At 57.2% G+C, this 21,604-nt stretch carries 16 protein-coding genes, 1 rRNA gene and 1 riboswitch; of the genes, 11 read left to right on the top strand and 6 right to left on the bottom strand.

Going from position 1 to position 21,604, the window contains the following annotated elements:
• Window positions 1-189: 189 nt before the first annotated feature.
• Window positions 190-305, top strand: a 5S ribosomal RNA gene (gene rrf / locus KHQ24_RS14750).
• A 190-nt stretch (window positions 306-495) separates the two neighbouring features.
• Here rrf and KHQ24_RS14745 read toward each other — a convergent pair.
• On the bottom strand, window positions 496-951 hold the full coding sequence (locus KHQ24_RS14745) for an acetyltransferase (RefSeq protein ID WP_211777337.1): 456 nt from the start codon (window positions 949-951) through the stop codon (window positions 496-498).
• 156 nt (window positions 952-1,107) lie between these two features.
• Here KHQ24_RS14745 and metA point away from each other — a divergent pair, with 156 nt between their 5' ends.
• The 4 genes from metA (at window position 1,108) to aceK (ending at window position 7,170) form a co-directional block, all read left to right on the top strand.
• Entirely contained in the window at window positions 1,108-2,037 is a 930-nt protein-coding gene (gene metA, locus KHQ24_RS14740) for a homoserine O-acetyltransferase MetA (RefSeq protein ID WP_004206830.1), read from the top strand.
• Window positions 2,038-2,297: 260 nt separating this feature from the next.
• Window positions 2,298-3,899, top strand: a complete 1,602-nt coding sequence (aceB, locus tag KHQ24_RS14735) for a malate synthase A (RefSeq protein WP_032456808.1) — start codon at window positions 2,298-2,300, stop codon at window positions 3,897-3,899.
• A 79-nt stretch (window positions 3,900-3,978) separates the two neighbouring features.
• A complete protein-coding gene (gene aceA / locus KHQ24_RS14730) occupies window positions 3,979-5,283 on the top strand; it encodes an isocitrate lyase (RefSeq protein ID WP_004206828.1) in 1,305 nt (434 codons plus the stop codon).
• A gap of 102 nt (window positions 5,284-5,385) precedes the next feature.
• Window positions 5,386-7,170: a bifunctional isocitrate dehydrogenase kinase/phosphatase gene (aceK, locus tag KHQ24_RS14725; RefSeq protein ID WP_004206827.1), complete on the top strand. Its 1,785-nt coding sequence runs from the start codon at window positions 5,386-5,388 to the stop codon at window positions 7,168-7,170.
• A gap of 50 nt (window positions 7,171-7,220) precedes the next feature.
• Here the strand turns inward: aceK and iclR are convergent, their stop codons facing one another.
• On the bottom strand, window positions 7,221-8,051 hold the full coding sequence (gene iclR, locus KHQ24_RS14720; protein WP_004206826.1) for a glyoxylate bypass operon transcriptional repressor IclR: 831 nt from the start codon (window positions 8,049-8,051) through the stop codon (window positions 7,221-7,223).
• A gap of 194 nt (window positions 8,052-8,245) precedes the next feature.
• On the opposite strand from iclR, the gene metH reads away from it, so the two are divergent.
• Window positions 8,246-11,929, top strand: a complete 3,684-nt coding sequence (gene metH / locus KHQ24_RS14715; protein WP_004206825.1) for a methionine synthase — start codon at window positions 8,246-8,248, stop codon at window positions 11,927-11,929.
• Between the two features lie 129 nt (window positions 11,930-12,058).
• Window positions 12,059-13,690, top strand: a complete 1,632-nt coding sequence (locus KHQ24_RS14710) for a Na/Pi cotransporter family protein (protein WP_023319475.1) — start codon at window positions 12,059-12,061, stop codon at window positions 13,688-13,690.
• A 112-nt stretch (window positions 13,691-13,802) separates the two neighbouring features.
• Here KHQ24_RS14710 and pepE read toward each other — a convergent pair whose 3' ends face one another.
• Window positions 13,803-14,492, bottom strand: a complete 690-nt coding sequence (gene pepE, locus KHQ24_RS14705) for a dipeptidase PepE (protein ID WP_004206823.1) — start codon at window positions 14,490-14,492, stop codon at window positions 13,803-13,805.
• 198 nt (window positions 14,493-14,690) lie between these two features.
• Here pepE and rluF point away from each other — a divergent pair, with 198 nt between their 5' ends.
• Entirely contained in the window at window positions 14,691-15,566 is an 876-nt protein-coding gene (gene rluF / locus KHQ24_RS14700) for a 23S rRNA pseudouridine(2604) synthase RluF (RefSeq protein ID WP_017900131.1), read from the top strand.
• On the opposite strand, the gene KHQ24_RS14695 is transcribed toward rluF, so the two are convergent.
• On the bottom strand, window positions 15,563-15,835 hold the full coding sequence (locus KHQ24_RS14695; RefSeq protein WP_004177859.1) for a DUF3811 domain-containing protein: 273 nt from the start codon (window positions 15,833-15,835) through the stop codon (window positions 15,563-15,565). The genes rluF and KHQ24_RS14695 overlap by 4 nt on opposite strands.
• Before the next feature lie 200 nt (window positions 15,836-16,035).
• On the opposite strand from KHQ24_RS14695, the gene KHQ24_RS14690 reads away from it, so the two are divergent.
• Window positions 16,036-16,392 (top strand): type II toxin-antitoxin system RelE/ParE family toxin, encoded by a 357-nt coding sequence (locus KHQ24_RS14690; protein WP_065878224.1) that lies wholly within the window; start codon window positions 16,036-16,038, stop codon window positions 16,390-16,392.
• Window positions 16,389-16,727 carry a helix-turn-helix domain-containing protein gene (locus KHQ24_RS14685; protein ID WP_004206819.1) on the top strand — a complete coding sequence of 113 codons (339 nt, stop codon included), beginning with the start codon at window positions 16,389-16,391 and terminating at the stop codon, window positions 16,725-16,727. The genes KHQ24_RS14690 and KHQ24_RS14685 overlap by 4 nt, the downstream gene beginning before the upstream one ends.
• Window positions 16,728-16,763: 36 nt before the next feature.
• On the opposite strand, the gene panS is transcribed toward KHQ24_RS14685, so the two are convergent.
• Together panS and lysC are read right to left on the bottom strand one after the other, a co-directional pair.
• Window positions 16,764-17,693 (bottom strand): ketopantoate/pantoate/pantothenate transporter PanS, encoded by a 930-nt coding sequence (panS, locus tag KHQ24_RS14680; protein WP_017900130.1) that lies wholly within the window; start codon window positions 17,691-17,693, stop codon window positions 16,764-16,766.
• A 138-nt stretch (window positions 17,694-17,831) separates the two neighbouring features.
• Window positions 17,832-19,181 carry a lysine-sensitive aspartokinase 3 gene (gene lysC / locus KHQ24_RS14675; protein ID WP_048293997.1) on the bottom strand — a complete coding sequence of 450 codons (1,350 nt, stop codon included), beginning with the start codon at window positions 19,179-19,181 and terminating at the stop codon, window positions 17,832-17,834.
• Window positions 19,182-19,360: 179 nt separating this feature from the next.
• A riboswitch (Lysine riboswitch) is annotated at window positions 19,361-19,596 on the bottom strand.
• Between the two features lie 348 nt (window positions 19,597-19,944).
• Between lysC and pgi the strand changes: the two genes are divergently transcribed.
• On the top strand, window positions 19,945-21,594 hold the full coding sequence (gene pgi, locus KHQ24_RS14670; protein WP_004206271.1) for a glucose-6-phosphate isomerase: 1,650 nt from the start codon (window positions 19,945-19,947) through the stop codon (window positions 21,592-21,594).
• The last annotated feature ends 10 nt before the right edge of the window (window positions 21,595-21,604 follow it).

The following is a 21,604-nucleotide window of genomic DNA, read 5'->3' as shown; positions in this document are numbered from 1 at the left end:
CGAAGATGTTTTGGCGGATTTGAGAAGAATTTCAGCTTAGATTCAGAGTTGAGTACGCAATAATTTGCGCAGCAGCAAGGCGACCAGCGAAGGAAAGGAAGGAGCATACTGAAGTATGTGACTGACTTTACGAGCGCAGGCAACGCAGTTGATGCGATAAAGAATTGCGTACTGAGCACAAAGAATTTGCCTGGCGGCACTAGCGCGGTGGTCCCACCTGACCCCATGCCGAACTCAGAAGTGAAACGCCGTAGCGCCGATGGTAGTGTGGGGTCTCCCCATGTGAGAGTAGGGAACTGCCAGGCATCAAATAAAGCAGAAAGCTCAGTCGGAAGGCTGAGCTTTTTTGCTTTTGTGTCATCCGGCGAGAATGCTGGCATGCCTCCCCGGTGGCGCTGCGCTTACCTGGGCTACACGATCCGTAGCCCGGACAAGGTGCGCAGCACCGTCTCCGGAGAGGCTCCTGTCTAAGGGTTAGCAGTTGCGACGTCAATCTTAGTCTGCTTCAGCCTGCTGCTCATGTATCAAATTCAATAACGGATACGGTTGCCCCAGATCGTCCGTTTCAGACCGCCCTGTCACCCTAAAACCCATTCTCTGATAAAACCCGACCGCTTGTTCATTCTGCTCATTTACGTTTGTCGTCAGCTTCGGCGTTAACGACAGCGCATGCTCAATCAGCAATCTCCCCACGCCGCAGCCGCGGACATCTGGATCGACGAACAGCGCATCCATATGATCTCCGGTCAGTAGCATAAAGGCGATCGGCTGGTCCTCCGTGTTAACCGCCACCCACAGCGGAGCCTCCGGTAAAAATGCGCGTACCATCTCCTCCAGCTCCTTTCGATACGCTTTTGGCAGAAAGTCGTGGGTGGCGTCGACCGACCGACACCAGATCGCAATCAGTTTATCCCCTTCATCAGGCCGGGAACGGCGGATGCTAATAACCATATTTTCTCCTTTTCTTCATTCTTATATTCTAACTCAATGCGCGCCGTGAAATTTTCTCACCGTGAACATGCAGACTCGACATTCACCCGATTCCTGGTTATCTTCAGCTATCTGGATGTCTAAACGTTTATACGTATGCTATGAGGTAATAGAGTTATGCCAATTCGGGTGCAGGACGAGCTACCAGCCGTCAATTTCTTGCGCAATGAAAACGTCTTTGTAATGACGACAACGCGTGCAACAACTCAGGAAATCCGCCCCCTGAAGGTGTTAATCCTCAACCTGATGCCGAAGAAAATCGAGACGGAGAATCAGTTCCTGCGTCTGCTGTCGAACTCTCCGCTGCAGGTGGACATCCAGTTATTACGTATCGATGCGCGTGAGTCACGTAATACGCCGGCGGAGCATCTGAATAATTTTTACTGCAATTTCGATGAGATCTGCGATCAGAACTTTGACGGCCTGATCGTCACCGGCGCTCCCTTAGGCCTGGTTGAATTTAATGATGTCGCTTACTGGCCGCAGATCAAACAGGTGCTGGAGTGGGCCAAGGATCACGTCACTTCGACGCTGTTCGTCTGTTGGGCGGTGCAGGCCGCGCTGAATATTCTGTACGGCATTCCCAAGCAAACCCGTGCCGAAAAGATTTCTGGCGTCTATGAACACCATATTCTACACCCACACGCCCTACTGACCCGCGGTTTCGACGACTCTTTCCTCGCCCCACACTCACGCTATGCTGACTTTCCGGCAGGGCTTATCCGTGACTATACCGATCTCGAGATCCTCGCGGAGACAGAAGAGGGCGATGCGTATCTGTTCGCCAGTAAAGATAAGCGTATCGCCTTTGTCACCGGCCACCCCGAGTACGATGCCAATACCCTGGCAAGTGAATATTTCCGCGATGTGGAAGCCGGTTTGAACCCTGAGGTTCCCCACAACTATTTTCCGCAAAACGACCCGCAGAACAAACCGCGCGCTACCTGGCGCAGCCACGGTAATCTGCTGTTCGCTAACTGGCTGAACTATTACGTCTACCAAATTACACCATACGATCTGCGGCATATGAATCCAACGCTGGAGTAATACTCCGCACGAAACGATCCTAAAGCGTTTCAGCACTTTGCCTCTGGCACCTTCGGGTGCCTTTTTTATTTCCGAAATTCACCTCACAGCTGATGATAACTTTAATTCCATTGTTATCAATATGTTAATGTCATTTTAAAATTAAAATGGAAATTGTTTTTGATTTTGAAAATTAATTGAGTAGTCTTAATTGTGCTGAGCGAAAACTGCACAACGATCTTTCGCTCGCTTCCAGCGGATCAACCAAGAGGAGCAGCACAATGACGCAGCAGGCGACAATCACCGATGAACTGGCCTTTAGTCAGCCCTATGGCGAGCAGGAGAAGCAGATCTTAACGCCTGAGGCGGTAGAATTTCTGACGGAACTGGTGAGCCGCTTTACGCCGGCGCGCAATAAACTGCTGGCCGCGCGTCTGCAGCAGCAGCAGGCTATTGACGATGGACAGCTGCCGGATTTTATTTCGGAAACTGCTTCCATTAGAAATAGCGACTGGACCATTCGTGGTATCCCGGCGGATTTACAGGATCGCCGCGTTGAAATTACCGGCCCCGTCGAGCGCAAGATGGTCATTAACGCGTTGAACGCTAACGTAAAAGTCTTTATGGCGGACTTTGAGGATTCGCTGGCGCCTGACTGGCGTAAAGTCATTGATGGTCAAATCAACCTACGCGATGCCGTGAACGGGACCATCAGCTACACCAATGAGGCTGGCAAAATCTATCAACTGCAGCCCAATCCCGCTGTGCTGGTATGCCGTGTGCGCGGTCTGCATCTGCCGGAAAAGCATGTGACCTGGCGTAATGAGGCCATCCCCGGCAGTCTTTTCGATTTTGCGCTCTATTTCTTTCATAACTACCAGGCGCTGCTGGCGAAAGGAAGTGGTCCCTACTTCTATCTGCCAAAAACCCAGGCCTGGCAAGAGGCGGCATGGTGGAACGATGTCTTCAGCTTTACTGAAGATCGCTTTGATTTGCCGCGCGGCACCATCAAGGCCACGCTGCTGATTGAAACACTGCCGGCGGTATTCCAGATGGATGAGATCCTGCATGCGCTTCGCGACCATATTGTCGGCCTGAACTGCGGCCGCTGGGACTATATCTTCAGCTATATCAAGACGCTGAAAAACCATCCGGACCGCGTACTGCCGGACCGCCAGGTGGTGACGATGGATAAACCCTTCCTTAGCGCCTACTCACGGTTGTTGATTAAGACCTGCCACAAACGCGGGGCGTTTGCGATGGGCGGGATGGCGGCCTTTATCCCGAGCAAAGATGTCGAGCGTAACCGTCAGGTGCTGAATAAAGTCACCGCCGACAAAGAGCTGGAGGCGAACAACGGTCACGATGGCACCTGGATCGCCCATCCTGGGCTGGCGGATACCGCCATGGCGGTGTTTAACCGCGTGCTCGGCGACAAGCCGAATCAGCTCTCGGTGACCCGTAGCGAGGACGCGCCCATTACCGCCGAACAGCTGCTGGCCCCCTGCGAGGGCGAGCGCACCGAAGCCGGGATGCGCGCCAACATTCGCGTGGCGGTGCAGTACATCGAAGCCTGGATCTCCGGCAACGGCTGCGTACCGATTTATGGCCTGATGGAAGACGCCGCGACAGCCGAGATCTCGCGCACCTCTATCTGGCAGTGGATCCATCATCAGAAAACCCTGAATGACGGCACGCCGGTCACAAAAGCGCTGTTCCGCCAGTGGCTGGCGGAAGAGCTGATGGTGATTCAGGAAGAGCTGGGAGAGCACCGCTTCAGCCATGGCCGCTTTGACGATGCGGCGCGGCTGATGGAGCAGATTACCACCTCCGACGAACTGATTGATTTTCTGACATTACCGGGCTACCGCCTGCTGGCCTAATCGCCAGATGGTGTGGTTCGCCATTTAGTCCTTCACCAATGCGCCTGGAGAGCCAGGAAATTATATGGAGCATCTGCACATGAAAACCCGTACCCAACAAATCGAAGAATTAAACAAAGAGTGGACGAACCCGCGCTGGGAAGGGATTACCCGCCCGTACAGCGCGGAAGAGGTGGTGAAATTACGCGGCTCGGTGAACCCGGAATGCACGCTGGCGCAGCTTGGCGCGGCGAAAATGTGGCGTCTGCTGCACGGTGAAGCGAAGAAAGGATACATCAACAGCCTTGGCGCGCTGACCGGCGGCCAGGCCTTGCAGCAGGCGAAGGCCGGCATCGAAGCCATTTATCTCTCCGGCTGGCAGGTGGCGGCGGATGCTAACCTGGCGTCCAGCATGTACCCGGATCAATCGCTGTACCCGGCCAACTCGGTACCGGCGGTGGTGGATCGGATCAACAATACCTTCCGCCGCGCCGATCAGATCCAGTGGTCAGCCGGGATTGAGCCGAACGATCCGCGCTTTATCGACTATTTCCTGCCGATCGTGGCGGATGCGGAAGCCGGTTTTGGCGGCGTCCTTAATGCCTTCGAGCTGATGAAATCGATGATTGAAGCCGGTGCAGCGGCTGTTCACTTCGAAGATCAGCTGGCGTCGGTGAAGAAGTGCGGTCATATGGGCGGTAAAGTGCTGGTCCCGACCCAGGAAGCGATACAGAAATTGGTGGCGGCGCGTCTGGCGGCTGACGTGATGGGGGTCCCGACGCTGGTGATCGCCCGTACCGATGCTGACGCTGCCGATTTAATTACCTCAGACTGCGATCCGTACGATCGTGAGTTTATTACCGGGGATCGCACCAGCGAAGGGTTCTTCCGCACCCATGCCGGGATCGAGCAGGCGATCAGCCGCGGGCTGGCCTATGCGCCGTATGCGGACCTGGTGTGGTGTGAAACGTCGAAACCGGATCTTGAGCAGGCGCGTCGCTTTGCTGAAGCCATTCATGCGCGTTTCCCGGGCAAACTGCTGGCCTATAACTGCTCGCCGTCGTTTAACTGGAAGAAAAATCTCGATGATAAAACCATCGCCAGCTTCCAGCAGCAGCTGTCGGACATGGGATACAAGTACCAGTTTATTACCCTCGCCGGGATCCACAGCATGTGGTTCAACATGTTCGACCTCGCCCATGCTTACGCTCAGGGTGAGGGGATGCGCCATTATGTTGAAAAAGTGCAGCAGCCGGAATTCGCCGCCGGGCCGGAAGGCTATACCTTCGTCTCGCATCAGCAGGAGGTGGGTACCGGCTACTTCGACAAGGTCACCACCATTATCCAGGGCGGTGCCTCGTCGGTGACGGCGCTGACCGGCTCGACCGAAGAAGATCAGTTTTGAGCCATGCCCGGTGGCACGACGCTAACCGGGCCTGTGAAGGGATCCAGGCCGGATAAGCGAGCGCGCCATTCGGCCTGACGTGGTGCCGGATGGGGGAGTTCGATGACGCGTGGTCTGGAATTACTGATTGCCCAAACGATATTGCAGGGATTTGACGCTCAGTATGGGCGTTTTCTCGAAGTGACTTCCGGCGCGCAGCAGCGCTTTGAACAGGCCGACTGGCATGCGGTGCAGCAGGCGATGAAACAGCGGATCCACCTCTATGACCACCATGTGGGTCTGGTGGTGGAGCAGCTGCGCTGCATCACGGAAGGAAAGAGCACGGATGCCGACTTTTTGCTGCGGGTGAAAGCCCACTACACCCGTTTGCTGCCGGATTACCCTCGTTTTGAAATTGCCGAGAGCTTTTTCAATTCGGTCTACTGCCGCCTGTTTGACCACCGCTCGCTGACCCCCGAGCGGCTCTTTATTTTCAGCTCGCAGCCCGAGCGTCCTTTTCGCACCCTTCCGCGACCGCTGGCGAAAGATTTTTTTGCCGATCGCGGCTGGCCGCACCTGCTGGGTAAAGTGCTGTCCGATCTGCCGCTGCGGCTGCCGTGGCAAAATAAAGCGCGGGATATCGGCTATATCATTGCCAGTCTGCAGGAGGCGCTGGGGGAGGAACTGCTCGCCACCTGTCATCTGCAGGTCGCCAATGAGCTGTTCTATCGTAATAAAGCCGCCTGGCTGGTGGGCAAACTGGTGATGCCGATGACCACGCTGCCCTTTTTGCTGCCGATCCATCGCAGCGACGAGGGCGAGCTGTTTGTCGATACCTGCCTGACCACCCATGCCGAAGCGAGCATCGTGTTTGGCTTCGCGCGTTCCTATTTTATGGTTTATGCGCCACTGCCCGGCGCCCTGGTGGAATGGCTGCGCGAGATCCTGCCGGGGAAAACCACGGCCGAGCTGTATATGGCGATTGGCTGCCAGAAGCACGCTAAAACCGAAAGCTATCGTGAATATCTGCACTACATCGCTCGCTGCGATGAGCAGTTTATTGAGGCGCCGGGCATTCGCGGGATGGTGATGCTGGTGTTTACCCTGCCGGGGTTTGACCGGGTGTTTAAGGTGATCAAAGACCGCTTCGCGCCGCAGAAAGAGATGACCGCCGCCCACGTGCGCGCCTGCTATCAGCTGGTAAAGGAGCATGACCGCGTCGGGCGGATGGCGGACACGCAGGAGTTTGAAAATTTCGTGCTGGAGAAACGACAAATCGCGCCGGCGCTGCTGGCGCTGCTGCAGGCGGAGGCGGGGAACAAACTGACCGACCTCGGCGACCGGATTGTCATCAGTCATCTGTATATTGAACGGCGAATGGTGCCGCTCAACCTGTGGCTGGAGCAGGTTAACGGCCAGGCGCTACGCGATGCGGTAGAAGAGTATGGGAATGCTATCCGCCAGCTGGCCGCCGCCAACATCTTTCCCGGTGATATGCTGTTTAAAAACTTCGGCGTCACCCGCCACGGCCGGGTGGTGTTCTACGACTATGACGAAATCTGCTATATGACGGAAGTGAATTTTCGCCAGATCCCACCGCCGCGCTATCCCGAGGATGAACTGGCCAGCGAGCCGTGGTACAGCGTCTCGCCGGGGGATGTGTTCCCGGAGGAGTTCCGCCACTGGCTGTGTGCCGACCCGCGCATTGGGCCGCTGTTTGAGGAGATGCATGCCGACCTGCTGCGCGCCGACTACTGGCGCGAACTGCAGACGCGGATTAAAAACGGCCATGTGGAAGATGTCTACGCCTACCGGCGCAAGCAGCGTTTTAGCGTGCGCTATGGCGCCGACAGTAGGCCGGATAAGGCGTTTACGCCGCCATCCGGCAAGGTGCGCCGATCTGCCTGATGGCGCTACGCTTATCAGGCCTACTTAAAATGCCCCGGTGGGGCATTTTTTTATTTAACCCCGCCGTATGCCAGCGTCACTTCCTTCGCCGCTTTGATCACCAGCGCGCCCAGCTCGGTCACCCGGTCATCGGTCATGCGTGAGATGGGGCCGGAGATGGAGATTGCCGCGAACGGTTCGCGGTGTTCATCATAAATGCAGGCGGCGACGCAGCGGAGGCCGAGCGCGTGCTCCTCGTCATCGAACGAGTAGCCCCGCTTGCGGGTCTGCGCTAAATCTTCCTTCAGATGCAGCGGCGAGACCAGCGTGGCATGCGTATAGGCATGTAGCCCTTTACGGTGCAGGAGGCTGGTAACCTGCTCTTCGCTCAGCTGCGAGAGGAACGCCTTCCCGGCGCCGGAGGCGTGCATCGGCAGTTTTCCGCCGATCGGCGCCGACATCCGCATCAGCTGGGTGCACTGCACCTGGTCGATAATGATCGCCTGGTGGTCGCTCTGGTCAAGCACTGCCAGATTCACCGTTTCACCGGAATCTTCCATCAGCTGGCGCAGGATCGGGTGGACAATCGCCAGCAGATTGCGGCTTTGCAGAAAGCTGCTGCCGACCACGAAGGCATGCGCGCCGACGGCCCAGTGGCCCAGCTCGCCGACCTGGCGGACGAAACCCAGCTGTTGCATGGTGGTCAGCAGGCGGTGAGTGGTTGAGTTAGGCAGACCCGCTTGCTGCGCCAGCTCGGTCAGTGCGACGCTGCTGTGGGATTCGGCAATCCATTCGAGCAATTTCAGGCCGCGGGTCAGCGACTGAACCTGACCGCCAGCCTGCTGGGCGGTGGCAGCCGCGGGTTTTCTGCCGCGTTTCGCGGGAACGGGGGTAGTGGCCATCGCGGACTCCTTTTTCTGTATCGTGGAAATAATTTTCGTTTTATTTGGCAATAATGCAATCACAACCGGACTCATCGGAGGAGTGAAGCTGAACATGTCTCATATTGCCCGTTGTCGTCTTTTCCGCTCCGGTGGTTTATGCCAGTATGGTTTGTTGGCTATTTGGCCTGAGTTGAGCGTTGTCGGGAGCAAGTGTGAGCAGCAAAGTTGAGCAACTGCATCAGCAGTTAAAAGAACGTATTCTGGTTCTGGATGGGGGCATGGGCACCATGATCCAGGGCTATCGTCTGAGTGAGCAGGACTTTCGCGGTGAGCGCTTTGCTGACTGGCCGTGCGACCTGAAAGGCAACAACGACCTGCTGGTGCTCAGCAAGCCCGAGGTGATCCGCGAGATCCACGACGCCTACTTCGAGGCCGGCGCGGATATCATTGAGACCAACACCTTTAACTCGACAACCATCGCGATGGCGGATTACCAGATGGAATCCCTGTCGGCAGAGATCAACTTTGCGGCGGCGAAGCTGGCCCGCGCCAGCGCCGACGCCTGGACGGCCCGCACGCCGGAAAAACCGCGCTACGTCGCCGGCGTGCTTGGCCCAACTAACCGCACCGCCTCTATTTCGCCTGATGTGAACGATCCGGCGTTCCGTAATATTACCTTTGACCAGCTGGTGGCCGCCTATCGCGAATCCACCCGGGCGCTGGTGGAAGGTGGCGTGGATCTGATCCTGATTGAAACGGTATTTGATACCCTGAATGCCAAAGCGGCCATCTATGCGGTAAAAGAGGAGCTGGAGGCGCTGGGCGTTGACCTGCCGCTGATGATCTCCGGCACCATTACCGATGCCTCCGGCCGCACGCTTTCCGGGCAGACCACCGAAGCTTTCTATAACTCGCTGCGCCACGCCGAAGCCTTATCGTTTGGTCTGAACTGCGCCCTCGGGCCGGACGAACTGCGCCAGTACGTCCAGGAGCTGTCGCGCATCGCTGAATGCTACGTCACCGCGCACCCGAACGCCGGCCTGCCCAACGCCTTCGGCGAATACGATCTGGATGCCGATACCATGGCGGCGCAGATCCGCGAATGGGCGGAAGCCGGTTTCCTTAATATCGTCGGCGGCTGCTGCGGTACGACCCCGGAGCATATCGCCGCCATGAGCCGGGCGGTAGCGGGCCTGCCGCCGCGCCAGCTGCCGGAAATCGCGGTGGCCTGCCGCCTCGCCGGCCTGGAGCCGCTCAATATCGGCGATGACAGCCTGTTCGTTAACGTCGGCGAACGTACCAACGTTACCGGCTCGGCGAAATTTAAACGCTTAATCAAAGAAGAGAAGTACAGCGAAGCGCTGGACGTCGCGCGTCAGCAGGTGGAAAACGGCGCGCAGATTATCGATATCAACATGGACGAGGGGATGCTCGACGCAGAAGCGGCGATGGTGCGCTTCCTCAACCTGATTGCCGGCGAGCCGGACATTGCCCGCGTGCCGATCATGATCGACTCCTCCAAGTGGGAAGTTATTGAGAAAGGCCTGAAATGCATTCAGGGCAAAGGCATCGTTAACTCGATTTCGATGAAAGAGGGCGTCGAACCCTTTATCCACCATGCGAAACTGGTTCGCCGCTACGGCGCTGCGGTAGTGGTGATGGCCTTTGACGAAGTGGGCCAGGCTGATACCCGCGAACGTAAAATTGAGATTTGCCGTCGCGCCTACAAAATCCTCACCGAAGAGGTCGGCTTCCCGCCAGAAGATATTATCTTTGACCCGAATATCTTTGCGGTGGCGACCGGTATCGAAGAACACAATAACTATGCCCAGGACTTTATCGGCGCCTGCGAAGACATCAAACGCGAGCTGCCGCATGCGCTGATCTCCGGCGGGGTCTCCAACGTCTCCTTCTCCTTCCGCGGCAATGACCCGGTCCGTGAGGCGATCCACGCCGTATTCCTCTACTATGCGATCCGCAACGGCATGGATATGGGGATCGTCAACGCCGGTCAGCTGGCCATCTATGATGACCTGCCGGGCGAGCTGCGCGACGCGGTGGAGGACGTGATCCTCAACCGCCGCGATGACAGCACCGAAAGATTGCTCGAACTGGCGGAAAAATATCGCGGCAGTAAAGTTGACGATGGCGCCAATGCCCAGCAGGCGGAGTGGCGCAGCTGGGAGGTGAAAAAACGCCTCGAATATTCGCTGGTGAAGGGCATAACCGAATTTATCGAACAGGACACCGAAGAAGCGCGTCAGCAGGCTGCCCGCCCGATTGAGGTGATCGAAGGGCCGCTGATGGACGGCATGAACGTGGTCGGCGATCTGTTCGGCGAAGGCAAAATGTTCCTGCCGCAGGTGGTGAAATCCGCTCGCGTCATGAAACAGGCGGTGGCCTACCTTGAGCCGTTTATCGAAGCCAGTAAAGAACAGGGCTCCAGTAACGGCAAAATGGTGATTGCCACGGTAAAAGGCGACGTTCATGACATCGGCAAAAACATCGTCGGCGTGGTGCTGCAGTGCAATAACTACGAAATCATCGATCTTGGCGTGATGGTCCCGGCGGATAAAATTCTCAAAACCGCCAAAGAGGTGAACGCGGATCTCATCGGCCTTTCCGGGCTGATCACCCCGTCGCTCGACGAGATGGTTAACGTGGCGAAAGAGATGGAGCGTCAGGGCTTTACCATCCCGCTGCTTATTGGTGGCGCGACCACCTCGAAAGCGCATACGGCGGTGAAAATCGAGCAGAACTACAGCGGCCCGACCGTTTACGTACAGAACGCCTCGCGCACCGTCGGGGTGGTGGCTGCGCTGCTCTCGGATACGCAGCGCGATGAGTTTGTCGCCCGCACGCGCAAAGAGTATGAAACCGTGCGTATCCAGCATGGACGTAAAAAACCGCGCACCCCGCCGGTGACCCTGGCGGCCGCACGGGAAAACGATCTGGCCTTTGACTGGGAGAGCTATACGCCGCCGGTGGCCCATCGCCTGGGGATTCAGGAGGTGGAAGCCAGTATCGAGACGCTACGCAATTACATCGACTGGACGCCGTTCTTTATGACCTGGTCGCTGGCGGGTAAATATCCGCGCATTCTGGAAGATGAAGTGGTAGGGGAAGAGGCGCAGCGCCTGTTCAAAGACGCTAACGAGCTGCTGGATAAACTGAGCGCAGAGAAAACCCTCAACCCGCGCGGCGTGGTGGGCCTGTTCCCGGCCAACCGGGTGGGCGACGATATTGAAATCTATCGCGATGAAACCCGCACCCACGTGCTGACGGTGAGCCATCACCTGCGCCAGCAGACGGAGAAGGTCGGCTTCGCCAACTACTGCCTCGCCGACTTTGTGGCGCCGAAGCTGAGCGGCAAAGCGGACTACATTGGCGCCTTCGCCGTCACCGGCGGCCTGGAAGAGGACGCGCTGGCGGAGGCCTATGAAGCGCAGCATGACGACTATAACAAGATCATGATCAAGGCCATCGCCGATCGTCTGGCGGAAGCCTTCGCCGAGTATCTGCACGAGAAAGTGCGCAAGGTCTACTGGGGGTATGCGGCCAATGAGAACCTCAGCAATGAGGAACTTATTCGCGAGAATTACCAAGGGATCCGTCCGGCGCCGGGGTATCCGGCCTGTCCGGAGCACACTGAAAAAGGCACCATCTGGCAGTTGCTGGACGTCGAAGCCCATACCGGCATGAAGCTTACCGAATCGTTCGCCATGTGGCCGGGGGCATCGGTTTCCGGCTGGTATTTCAGCCATCCGGACAGCAAGTACTTCGCCGTGGCGCAGATCCAGCGCGACCAGGTCGAAGACTACGCGCGGCGTAAAGGGATGACCCCGGCGGAAGTCGAGCGCTGGTTAGCCCCTAATCTGGGCTATGATGCGGACTAGTCGTCATCTTTCCTTACAACTAACAAGGCGCTCTGTGAGCGCCTTGTCTCTTTATTGAGGTTAACCCCTTATACTGAGATAGGTTCCAGAACGTCGGAACACCTATAACGATAAGGAGAAGCTGATTCCGTGTTAACTCTGCTACACCTGTTGTCCGCGGTCGCTCTGCTGGTGTGGGGCACGCATATCGTGCGTACCGGGGTGATGCGCGTCTATGGCGCTCGCCTACGTACCGTTCTCAGTAGCAGCGTAGAGAAAAAGCCGCTCGCCTTCTGCGCGGGTCTTGGCGTGACTGCGCTGGTACAAAGCAGCAATGCCACCACCATGCTGGTGACCTCGTTTGTCGCCCAGGATTTAGTGGGCCTCACGCCGGCGCTGGTGATGGTGCTGGGCGCCGACGTCGGGACGGCGCTGATGGCGAGGGTACTGACCTTCGACCTGTCGTGGCTGTCGCCGTTGTTGATATTTATCGGGGTGATTTTCTTCCTCGGCCGCAAGCAGACCCGCGCCGGGCAGCTGGGGCGAGTGGGGATCGGCCTTGGGCTGATCCTGTTGGCCCTGGAGCTGATTGTGCAGGCCGTCCACCCCATTACCCAGGCCAACGGCGTGCAGGTGATTTTTGCCTCGCTGACCGGGGATATCATGCTGGATGCCTTGATTGGCGCTGTATTCGCGATCATTAGCTACTCCAGCCTGGCGGCGGTGCTGCTGACCGCGACGCTGACCGCGGCGGGAGCGATCTCTTTCCCGGTGGCGCTGTGCCTGGTGATTGGCGCCAACCTGGGATCGGGGCTGTTGGCGATGCTCAACAACAGCGCGGCGAACGCGGCGGCGCGCCGGGTGGCGCTGGGCAGCCTGCTGTTTAAGCTGGTGGGGAGCCTGATCATTCTGCCGTTCGTCCATCCGCTGGCCGCGGCGATGCACAAGCTGCCGTTGGCGGAGTCTGAGCTGGTTATCTACTTTCACGTCTTTTATAACCTGCTGCGCTGCATCGCGATGGTGCCCTTTGCCGGACCGATGGCGAAGCTGTGCCAGCGCATGATCCGCGATGAACCCGAGCTGGATAACCATCTCAAACCCAAGCATCTTGACCCGTCGGCGCTGGACACCCCGGCGCTGGCGCTAGCCAACGCCGCACGCGAGACGCTGCGCATTGGCGACGCGATGGAGCAAATGATGGAGAGCCTGCATAAGGTGATGCATGGCGAACCGCGTCAGGAGAAAGAACTGCGCCGCATGGCGGACGATATCAACGTCCTCTACACCGCCATTAAGCTCTATCTGGCGCGAATGCCAAAGGATGAGCTGGCGGAAGAAGAGTCCCGGCGCTGGGCGGAAATTATTGAGATGTCGTTAAACCTCGAGCAGGCCTCCGATATCGTCGAGCGGATGGGCAGCGAGATCGCCGATAAATCGCTGGCGGCGCGTCGCGCCTTCTCGGTGGAAGGGTTAAAGGAGCTGGACGCCCTGTACGATCTGCTGCTCAGCAATCTGCAGCTGGCGATGTCGGTCTTCTTCTCCAGCGATGTGCCGAGCGCTCGTCGCCTGCGGCGCAGCAAACACCGGTTCCGCATTCTTAACCGCCGCTACTCGCATGCGCACGTTGACCGTCTGCATCAGCAGAACGTGCAGAGTATCGAAACCAGTACGTTGCATCTGGCGCTGCTGGGGGATATGAAGCGCCTGAACAGCCTGTTCTGCTCGGTGGCTTACAGCGTGATGGAGCAACCGGATGAAGACGACGAACGGGATGACTACTGAGCCATTCCCCGGCGACGCTGTGCTAACCGGGGTTTTGCGTTTGGACGTCCCGTTGAGGCAGCCCGGATAAGGCGCAATGCGCCGCTATCCGGGAAACGTTAGCCACCCAGCCTCAGAAGCGGTGGCCCGCAGGCAGGGTTATCGCTTCTTCCCCCGCTTTGAACAACAGCGTCGGGTTCGGGCCACCGAGCGTCGCGTGACCATCGGTGACCTGGATCCAGTTTCCTTCCGGCAAACCAATCACCGTTAATTCCGGCGCCACGACCAGCAGTTCGCGGATACGCTGTTCGCGGGTTTCGCCCTGATGCCCGGTCGGCAACGCGTTGGTGAAGTGCGGGTTAATCTGTAGCGGGAACAGCCCCAGCGCATCAAATCCCTGCGGATCGACAATCGGCATATCGTTGGTGGTGCGAATGGTCGGGCAGGCGAGGTTTGAACCTGCGCTCCAGCCGATATACAGCGCCCCGCGTTTGACGACATCGACAATCGGCGCCAACAGACCGCGACTGCGGCACGCTTTCAACAGCTGGAAGGTGTTCCCGCCGCCAACGATCACCATCTCGGTGCTTTCAATGGCGGCGATAGGGTCGTCGACGCTGTGGATACCGGTTACGCTGACCGCCATGGGCGCCATAACCGCAGCCACTTTGGCCGTGTAATCATCCCAGGATTGCGTCACGCCAGCGAAGGGGATGAATACCGCCTTACGGCGCCCTTTGACCTGACCGGCAATCAGCGGCAGGGCGTGTTCCAGCCAGGCTTTCCCCGGCAGCGTGGAGTTACTGAGTAACAGCAGTTCCATCTTTTCTTCCTGTTTTAAAAATATTATTGAAGCAGAAATTCTAGCATCGCCCCCATACCGGCGCGCTGATATGGCGCATGATGTAGGTAAGCGGAATGCTGTTCACAAGCCCGACGAAGCTTCTGGATAATGAATCACACAATCCAGGTTTTTTCTCGCCCACAAGGTAGGGTATATTTCGCTTTTACAGGAGAATCTATGCTGCCCGACTCATCAACCCGATTAAACAAATACATCAGTGAAAGCGGCATCTGCTCGCGTCGCGAAGCGGACCGCTTTATTGAACAAGGCAACGTCTTTATCAATGGCAAGCGCGCCACGATTGGCGATCAGGTGAAGCCTGGCGACCTGGTCAAAGTTAACGGACGGTTGATTGAGCCGCGCGAAGCGGATGATCTGGTGCTGATTGCGCTGAATAAGCCGGTCGGCATTGTGAGCACCACAGAAGACGGCGAGCGCGACAACATTGTCGATTTCGTCAACCACAGCAAGCGTATCTTCCCTATCGGCCGTCTGGATAAAGACTCCCAGGGGCTGATTTTCCTCACCAATCATGGCGACCTGGTGAATAAGATCCTGCGTGCCGGCAACGACCATGAAAAAGAGTATCTGGTTACGGTCGATAAGCCGGTGACCGATGAGTTCATTCGCGGCATGGGCGCGGGGGTACCGATTCTCGGGACCGTGACCAAAAAATGTAAGGTAAAGAAAGAAGCGCCGTTCGTTTTCCGCATCACCCTTGTGCAGGGGTTAAACCGCCAGATCCGTCGCATGTGCGAGCACTTTGGCTATGAAGTGACGAAGCTTGAGCGTACGCGGATTATGAACGTCAGCCTGACGGGGATCCCGTTGGGTGAGTGGCGCGATCTGACCGATGACGAGCTGATCGACCTGTTCAAGCTGATTGAAAACTCCTCTTCCGAAGCGAAGCCGAAAGCGAAGCCGAAGGCCAAAGCGGCGACCCCCGGGATCAAGCGCCCGGTGGTGAAGGTGGAAAATAGCAACGATAAAGGCCGCCCGGCTGGCAACGGCAAACGTTTCACCCAGCCGGGACGTAAAAAGAAAGGGCGCTAACGCCTGCCGCGGGTCGGCGTATTCGCCGACCAGGAAAAGGTTGCTTCCTTATCCGTCTTATAAGCCTGCTGTTTTTTCACCTGGCGGGCTTTCTTCGCTTCCGCTTCGCGCTGCGCCATCAGCTTATCGATATATTCCTTTTTCACGCTGTTCGTTTCCGCATTGCTCAGCGGGCGGCCGTGCGCAATGCGCGCGCGGTCAAGCAGCGTTTTCAATTCGCGCTGTTCGCGCTCGGTCATCTCTTTTTGTGTAATTCGGGGGAGTGCCATGATGGTGCCCTCAGTCAGACCAGAGCACCCAGTGTACGGTAATCAGCGCAAAATAGAACTCATCCGGAAAGCGCCTCGCAGAATATTTCCCTCGTTCGTGACCCGTGAGGTGAACTGGCTTAGGGTAACGGCACGATCAACCTGTTATCGACGATAAATATCGGGCGAGTGGTGTATAAAATTTTATACAAGGATGTGGTATGCTCAATCAGCAACCAAGATTAAGGCGTATCGTCTGGATGGGCTCTTCCTTTGACGATCTGCGCCAGTTTCCTGAGGACGTCCGCAGAGATGCCGGATTTCAGCTTTATCGTTTACAGTCGGGTTTAGAGGCTGCGGACTGGAAAGCAATGCCTCAACTGGGGCGGGGGGTTGAAGAAATCCGCCTGCGCCAATTTTCCGGTGCATATCGGGTAATTTATCTGGCCCGTTTTGCAGAGGCGATATATGTCCTGCACTGTTTTAACAAAAAGACGCGACGGACCGCCGAACACGAAAAACAGATTGTCAGAAGCCGTTTGCGGGTTATACAGCAGGAACACAGGAGTCATAAATGAATCGTAAGAGTGTGGATGGTATCCGTCATGTGACCTCTGAAGAGAGCAATATATTCAGTGAACTGGGCTTTGATGATGCTGACGCAGAGCAGCTTCGCGGACAAGCGGAAAAAGAAGTTGAGCAGTTGATGGCGCTTAAACGACAGTTAATGCAGGAAATCGCTGAGTGGATAGATGAACATCAATTGAAGCAGGCCGATGCTGCCGCGAAGTTGAGCATTTCGCGCCCACGCATTTCAGATGTGGTCAATCAGAAAACCAGTAAGTTTACCCTGGATGCGTTAGTCATGATGTTAATGAAGTTAGGTAAACCAGTACGTTTGCAGATTGGATAACGCACACGCCCGGGCCTGCGCCCGGACGTGTCACGCTCAGCGCTTGCTGGCTTTTTTGGCGATGGGCTTCCCTGACCAGTATCCGGCCAGCAGCGAACCGGACAGGTTATGCCAGACGGAGAACAGGGCTCCCGGCAGCGCCGCCAGCGGGCCGAAGTAAATTTTACCCAGCGCGGCCGCCAGGCCGGAGTTCTGCATCCCTACCTCGATCGCCAGCGTACGGCAGGTGGATTCATCAAAACCAAACAGACGTCCGCCCCAGTAGCCGCCGAGCAGGCCAATGGTGTTATGCAGGATCACCGCGATAATCACCACCAGGCCAACGGACGCGATATGGGCCGCGGAACCTGCCACCACCGCGCTGATGATCGCCAGAATGCACACCATCGAGAAAGCGGGGAGGAACGGTTCCACCGCTTTCACCACCTTCGGCAGCAGATGATGGACAATCAGCCCCAGGGCGATGGGAATGACCACAATCTGCAGAATGCTCAGCAACATCCCCATGACGTCGACCTGAATGTGCGCGTCGACGTACAGACGGGTCAGCAGCGGCGTCGCGATGACGCCGACCAGGGTGGAGACCGAGGAGATAGTCACCGACAGCGCCACGTCCCCTTTGGCCAGAAAGATCATCACGTTGGAGGCCGTCCCGCTGGCGACGCTGCCCACCAGCACCATCCCGGCGGAGAGCTCCGGCGGCATATGAAACAGCAGCGCCAGCAGCCAGGCGGCGAGCGGCATCACCAGATAGTGCAGAAATATCCCTGCAGCGACCGGCGCCGGACGCGACAGGACGCGTTTGAAATCCGCCAGCTTTAGATGTACCCCCATACCGAACATAATCAGCATCAGCAGGGTGGTAACCCACGGGCCGATCGGGGTGAAAGTGGTGGGGGTGTAATAGGCCAGAACGGAGAGCAGCAGTGCCCATAACGGGAACAGCCGCGTCAGAGTTGCGAGCATGTTGTGTTCCTTGCGATACGCAAACCGGCCGCGCCGAACCGGTAGGGCGGCGAGCTGGTCAGCTGGTTGTGTTGATGTTGTTATAAAAAAGCCGGGTTCGAGCCCGGCTATAGGTATTGTTTATCGTGCTAAGGAATTTTATTCAAACAAATTATGATGCAACGTCTGCACCACCTTCTCCGCATCGGCGCCAGGGACCAGGAAGCAGAGGTTGTGGCTGGATGCGCCATAGCAGATCATGCGGATGTTAAACGGATCAAGGACGCCAAACACCTCTTTGCCGACGCCGCAGGCTTTCGACAGCTCGTTGCCGATCAGGGCAACCAGCGCCAGGTCTTCTTCCACTTCCACGCGACACAGCGAGGAGAGCTCGGTCAGCAGCGCCTGGGTCAACAGGGTATCGCCCGCAGAGGTTGAGCCAGTGGTGTCCATGGTCAGGGCCACGCTCACTTCGGAGGTGGTGATCAAATCGACGGAGATGTTATGGCGCGCCAGAATACCGAACACTTCGGCGAGGAAGCCGCGGGAGTGCAGCATATTCAGGCTATGTAGCGTCAGCAGCGTCTGGCGGCGACGCAGCGCCAGCGCGCGGAACAGCGGCGGGTTCTCGGTGGTTTTACACACCAGCGTACCGCCCGCTTTCGGTTCTTTACTGGAGCCGACAAATACCGGGATATCGCTGCGCACGGCAGGCAGCAGGGTCGCCGGGTGCAGCACTTTGGCGCCAAAGGTGGCCATTTCCGCCGCCTCTTCAAAGGCGATGACGTCGATGCGTTTCGCCGCTGGCGCGACGCGCGGGTCGGTCGTATAGATCCCGGGCACATCGGTCCAGATATCGACGCGGGTGGCATTCAGCGCTTCGCCGAGCAGAGCGGCGGTATAATCGCTGCCGCCGCGGCCGAGGGTGGTGGTGCGGCCCTTCGCTTCGCTGCCGATAAAGCCCTGCGTCACCACCAGGCCTTCCGCCAGACGCGGCGTCAGCTGCTGCTGGGTCAGTTCGGCGACAGCGGCGATATCCGGTTCGGCGCGGCCAAAGCGATCGTTAGTGCGCAGCACTTTACGGGCGTCAAACCATTGCGCCTGAATTCCGCGTTCACGCAGAATCTCCACAAACAGCAGGGTGGACATCAGTTCGCCATGGCTGACCAGTTCGTCAGTCAGCGCGCTAGAGGAGGCGAGCGCGGCGGCTTCTGCCAGCGTGGTGATATTTTCCAGCAGGCGCTCAATCTCTTCGCGGATCACGTTGGGATAGCGCAAACGCTCCAGAATATTGAACTGGATCTGGCGCAGAGCGTCCAGCTGGGAAAAACGTTCGGCGGGTTCCAGCCCTTCCGCTAAGGCCACCAGAATGTTGGTCACGCCGGCAGAGGCGGAGAGCACAACAATACGGGTATTGGCATCAAGCAGCGCCACATCAATGCTGCGGTTCATCGCGTCAAAATCAGCAACGCTGGTGCCGCCAAATTTGGCGACGACTAAATCTGTCATAACAACCTCGTGTCAGGGGGCCTGACTTATTAAAACGATTCCTGAACACCGATCCTGGCAGGGGCTGGATGCCGCCGGATCGCAACAAAATGTCTTAATAAGCCAGGCCAAATTATTCAGCCATGGCACAAGGGAAGAGCGATAAACAGGGTGGCGCAGAATGATAAACAACTACGATGTCACCCAGAAGTGCTCCACCTTGTAGACCCGACTCACCGCTCTGGGCGCTGAAGTGTTCGGGTATGAAACGCCCGACTGCGAACGTTTCTGGTGACAACCCAGGGGATTCAGCCCCTGTGGCCGGTGAGGAGCGTAACCAGACGCTCTTTCACCTCGGCGTTGCTCCCCCTCACGTATTTTCGCCGGACTGGTTCCTCCAATACGGTTACCTGGGCAACGCACCTCTTCTGGCAATTACCGACGTCTTTCACCTGGCCGGGGGAATAAGGACATTATATCCCCCGCGAATACCCTTTCGCTGTAGCGTGAAATGCGCGAGCAATAGATACTTACAATACGTAAGCACTGCGGATATATAAAGGCTTAACGCCAGCTATGTCAACGCTGCGGTTATGCGGATTTTTCATGCCCCTGCGGCTAACAGAAAAAAGCCTTATGATAGCTATACTAATGGGGCTTTTTACTCCGTTTTGACCCGATTCCTGACCGGCGTCAGGGACAAGTCACAAAAATCATCACAATTTTCCGTCACCGGCGCTACAATCGACCGAAGTCACAATCTCAAATCAGAAGAGTATTGCTAATGAAAAACATCAACCCAACGCAGACCTCTGCCTGGCAGGCATTACAGAAACACTTCGACGAAATGAAAGATGTCACTATCAGCGAGCTGTTCGCCAAAGATAGCGACCGTTTTTCTAAGTTTTCCGCGACGTTTGACGATCTGATGCTGGTGGACTTCTCCAAAAACCGCATCACCGAAGAGACGCTGGCTAAACTGCAGGATCTGGCGAAAGAGACCGACCTGGCGGGCGCCATCAAGTCGATGTTCTCCGGTGAAAAGATCAACCGCACCGAAGATCGCGCGGTACTCCACGTCGCGCTGCGCAACCGCAGCAACACGCCGATTGTGGTTGATGGCAAAGATGTGATGCCGGAAGTGAACGCTGTGCTGGAGAAGATGAAAACCTTCTCTGAAGCGATTATCTCCGGTAGCTGGAAAGGCTACACCGGCAAACCGATCACCGACGTGGTCAACATTGGTATTGGCGGTTCCGATCTCGGTCCGTTCATGGTCACCGAAGCGCTGCGCCCGTATAAAAACCACCTCAACATGCACTTTGTCTCCAACGTCGATGGCACCCACATTGCCGAAGTGCTGAAGAGCGTCAATCCGGAAACCACCCTGTTCCTGGTCGCGTCCAAAACCTTCACCACCCAGGAGACCATGACCAACGCCCACAGCGCGCGCGACTGGTTCCTGGCGACCGCGGGCGACGACAAGCACGTGGCTAAACACTTCGCGGCGCTCTCCACCAACGCGAAAGCGGTTGGCGAGTTCGGCATCGACACCGCCAACATGTTCGAATTCTGGGACTGGGTTGGCGGCCGTTACTCCCTGTGGTCGGCGATTGGCCTGTCCATCATTCTCTCCGTGGGCTTCGACAACTTCGTTGAGCTGCTGTCCGGCGCGCATGCGATGGATAAACACTTCTCCACCACCCCGGCGGAGAAAAACCTGCCGGTACTGCTGGCGCTGATCGGTATCTGGTACAACAACTTCTTCGGGGCAGAAACCGAAGCGATTCTGCCGTACGACCAGTACATGCACCGTTTTGCCGCCTACTTCCAGCAGGGCAACATGGAGTCCAATGGTAAGTATGTTGACCGTAATGGCCACGCCGTGGACTACCAGACGGGTCCGATCATCTGGGGCGAGCCGGGCACCAACGGTCAGCACGCGTTCTACCAGCTGATCCATCAGGGCACCAAAATGGTACCGTGCGATTTCATCGCCCCGGCTATCACCCACAACCCGCTCTCCGATCATCATCCGAAGCTGCTGTCCAACTTCTTCGCCCAGACCGAAGCCCTGGCCTTCGGTAAATCCCGTGAAGTGGTGGAGCAGGAATATCGCGATCAGGGTAAAGATCCGGCGACCCTGGAGCACGTGGTGCCGTTCAAAGTGTTCGAAGGCAACCGCCCGACTAACTCCATCCTGCTGCGTGAGATCACCCCGTTCAGCCTCGGGGCGCTGATTGCTCTGTACGAGCACAAAATCTTCACCCAGGGCGCGATCCTTAACATCTTCACTTTCGACCAGTGGGGCGTTGAGCTGGGCAAACAGCTGGCTAACCGCATCCTGCCGGAGCTGAAAGACGGCAGCGAAGTCAGCAGCCACGACAGCTCCACTAACGGTCTGATTAACCGTTATAAAGCCTGGCGCGCATAACGCTTGCGCC

It is taken from the genome of Klebsiella sp. 54, from assembly GCF_018223875.1.
GTDB classification, from domain to species: Bacteria; Pseudomonadota; Gammaproteobacteria; order Enterobacterales; family Enterobacteriaceae; genus Klebsiella; species Klebsiella quasipneumoniae.
Note: the sequence above shows the minus strand (reverse complement) of the source record. Positions and strands in the feature narration are given on the sequence as shown.

Excerpts from the sequence above, each read along its gene's own strand:
- KHQ24_RS14695 (WP_004177859.1), bottom strand. The coding sequence starts at position 15,835 with ATGGCACTCCCCCGAATTACACAAAAAGAGATGACCGAGCGCGAACAG.
- KHQ24_RS14745 (WP_211777337.1), bottom strand. The coding sequence starts at position 951 with ATGGTTATTAGCATCCGCCGTTCCCGGCCTGATGAAGGGGATAAACTG.
- lysC (WP_048293997.1), bottom strand. The coding sequence starts at position 19,181 with ATGACAGATTTAGTCGTCGCCAAATTTGGCGGCACCAGCGTTGCTGAT.
- aceA (WP_004206828.1), top strand. The coding sequence starts at position 3,979 with ATGAAAACCCGTACCCAACAAATCGAAGAATTAAACAAAGAGTGGACG.
- rluF (WP_017900131.1), top strand. The coding sequence starts at position 14,691 with ATGCTGCCCGACTCATCAACCCGATTAAACAAATACATCAGTGAAAGC.
- aceK (WP_004206827.1), top strand. The coding sequence starts at position 5,386 with ATGACGCGTGGTCTGGAATTACTGATTGCCCAAACGATATTGCAGGGA.
- pgi (WP_004206271.1), top strand. The coding sequence starts at position 19,945 with ATGAAAAACATCAACCCAACGCAGACCTCTGCCTGGCAGGCATTACAG.
- panS (WP_017900130.1), bottom strand. The coding sequence starts at position 17,693 with ATGCTCGCAACTCTGACGCGGCTGTTCCCGTTATGGGCACTGCTGCTC.
- iclR (WP_004206826.1), bottom strand. The coding sequence starts at position 8,051 with ATGGCCACTACCCCCGTTCCCGCGAAACGCGGCAGAAAACCCGCGGCT.
- aceB (WP_032456808.1), top strand. The coding sequence starts at position 2,298 with ATGACGCAGCAGGCGACAATCACCGATGAACTGGCCTTTAGTCAGCCC.
- metA (WP_004206830.1), top strand. The coding sequence starts at position 1,108 with ATGCCAATTCGGGTGCAGGACGAGCTACCAGCCGTCAATTTCTTGCGC.
- pepE (WP_004206823.1), bottom strand. The coding sequence starts at position 14,492 with ATGGAACTGCTGTTACTCAGTAACTCCACGCTGCCGGGGAAAGCCTGG.
- KHQ24_RS14685 (WP_004206819.1), top strand. The coding sequence starts at position 16,389 with ATGAATCGTAAGAGTGTGGATGGTATCCGTCATGTGACCTCTGAAGAG.
- KHQ24_RS14690 (WP_065878224.1), top strand. The coding sequence starts at position 16,036 with ATGCTCAATCAGCAACCAAGATTAAGGCGTATCGTCTGGATGGGCTCT.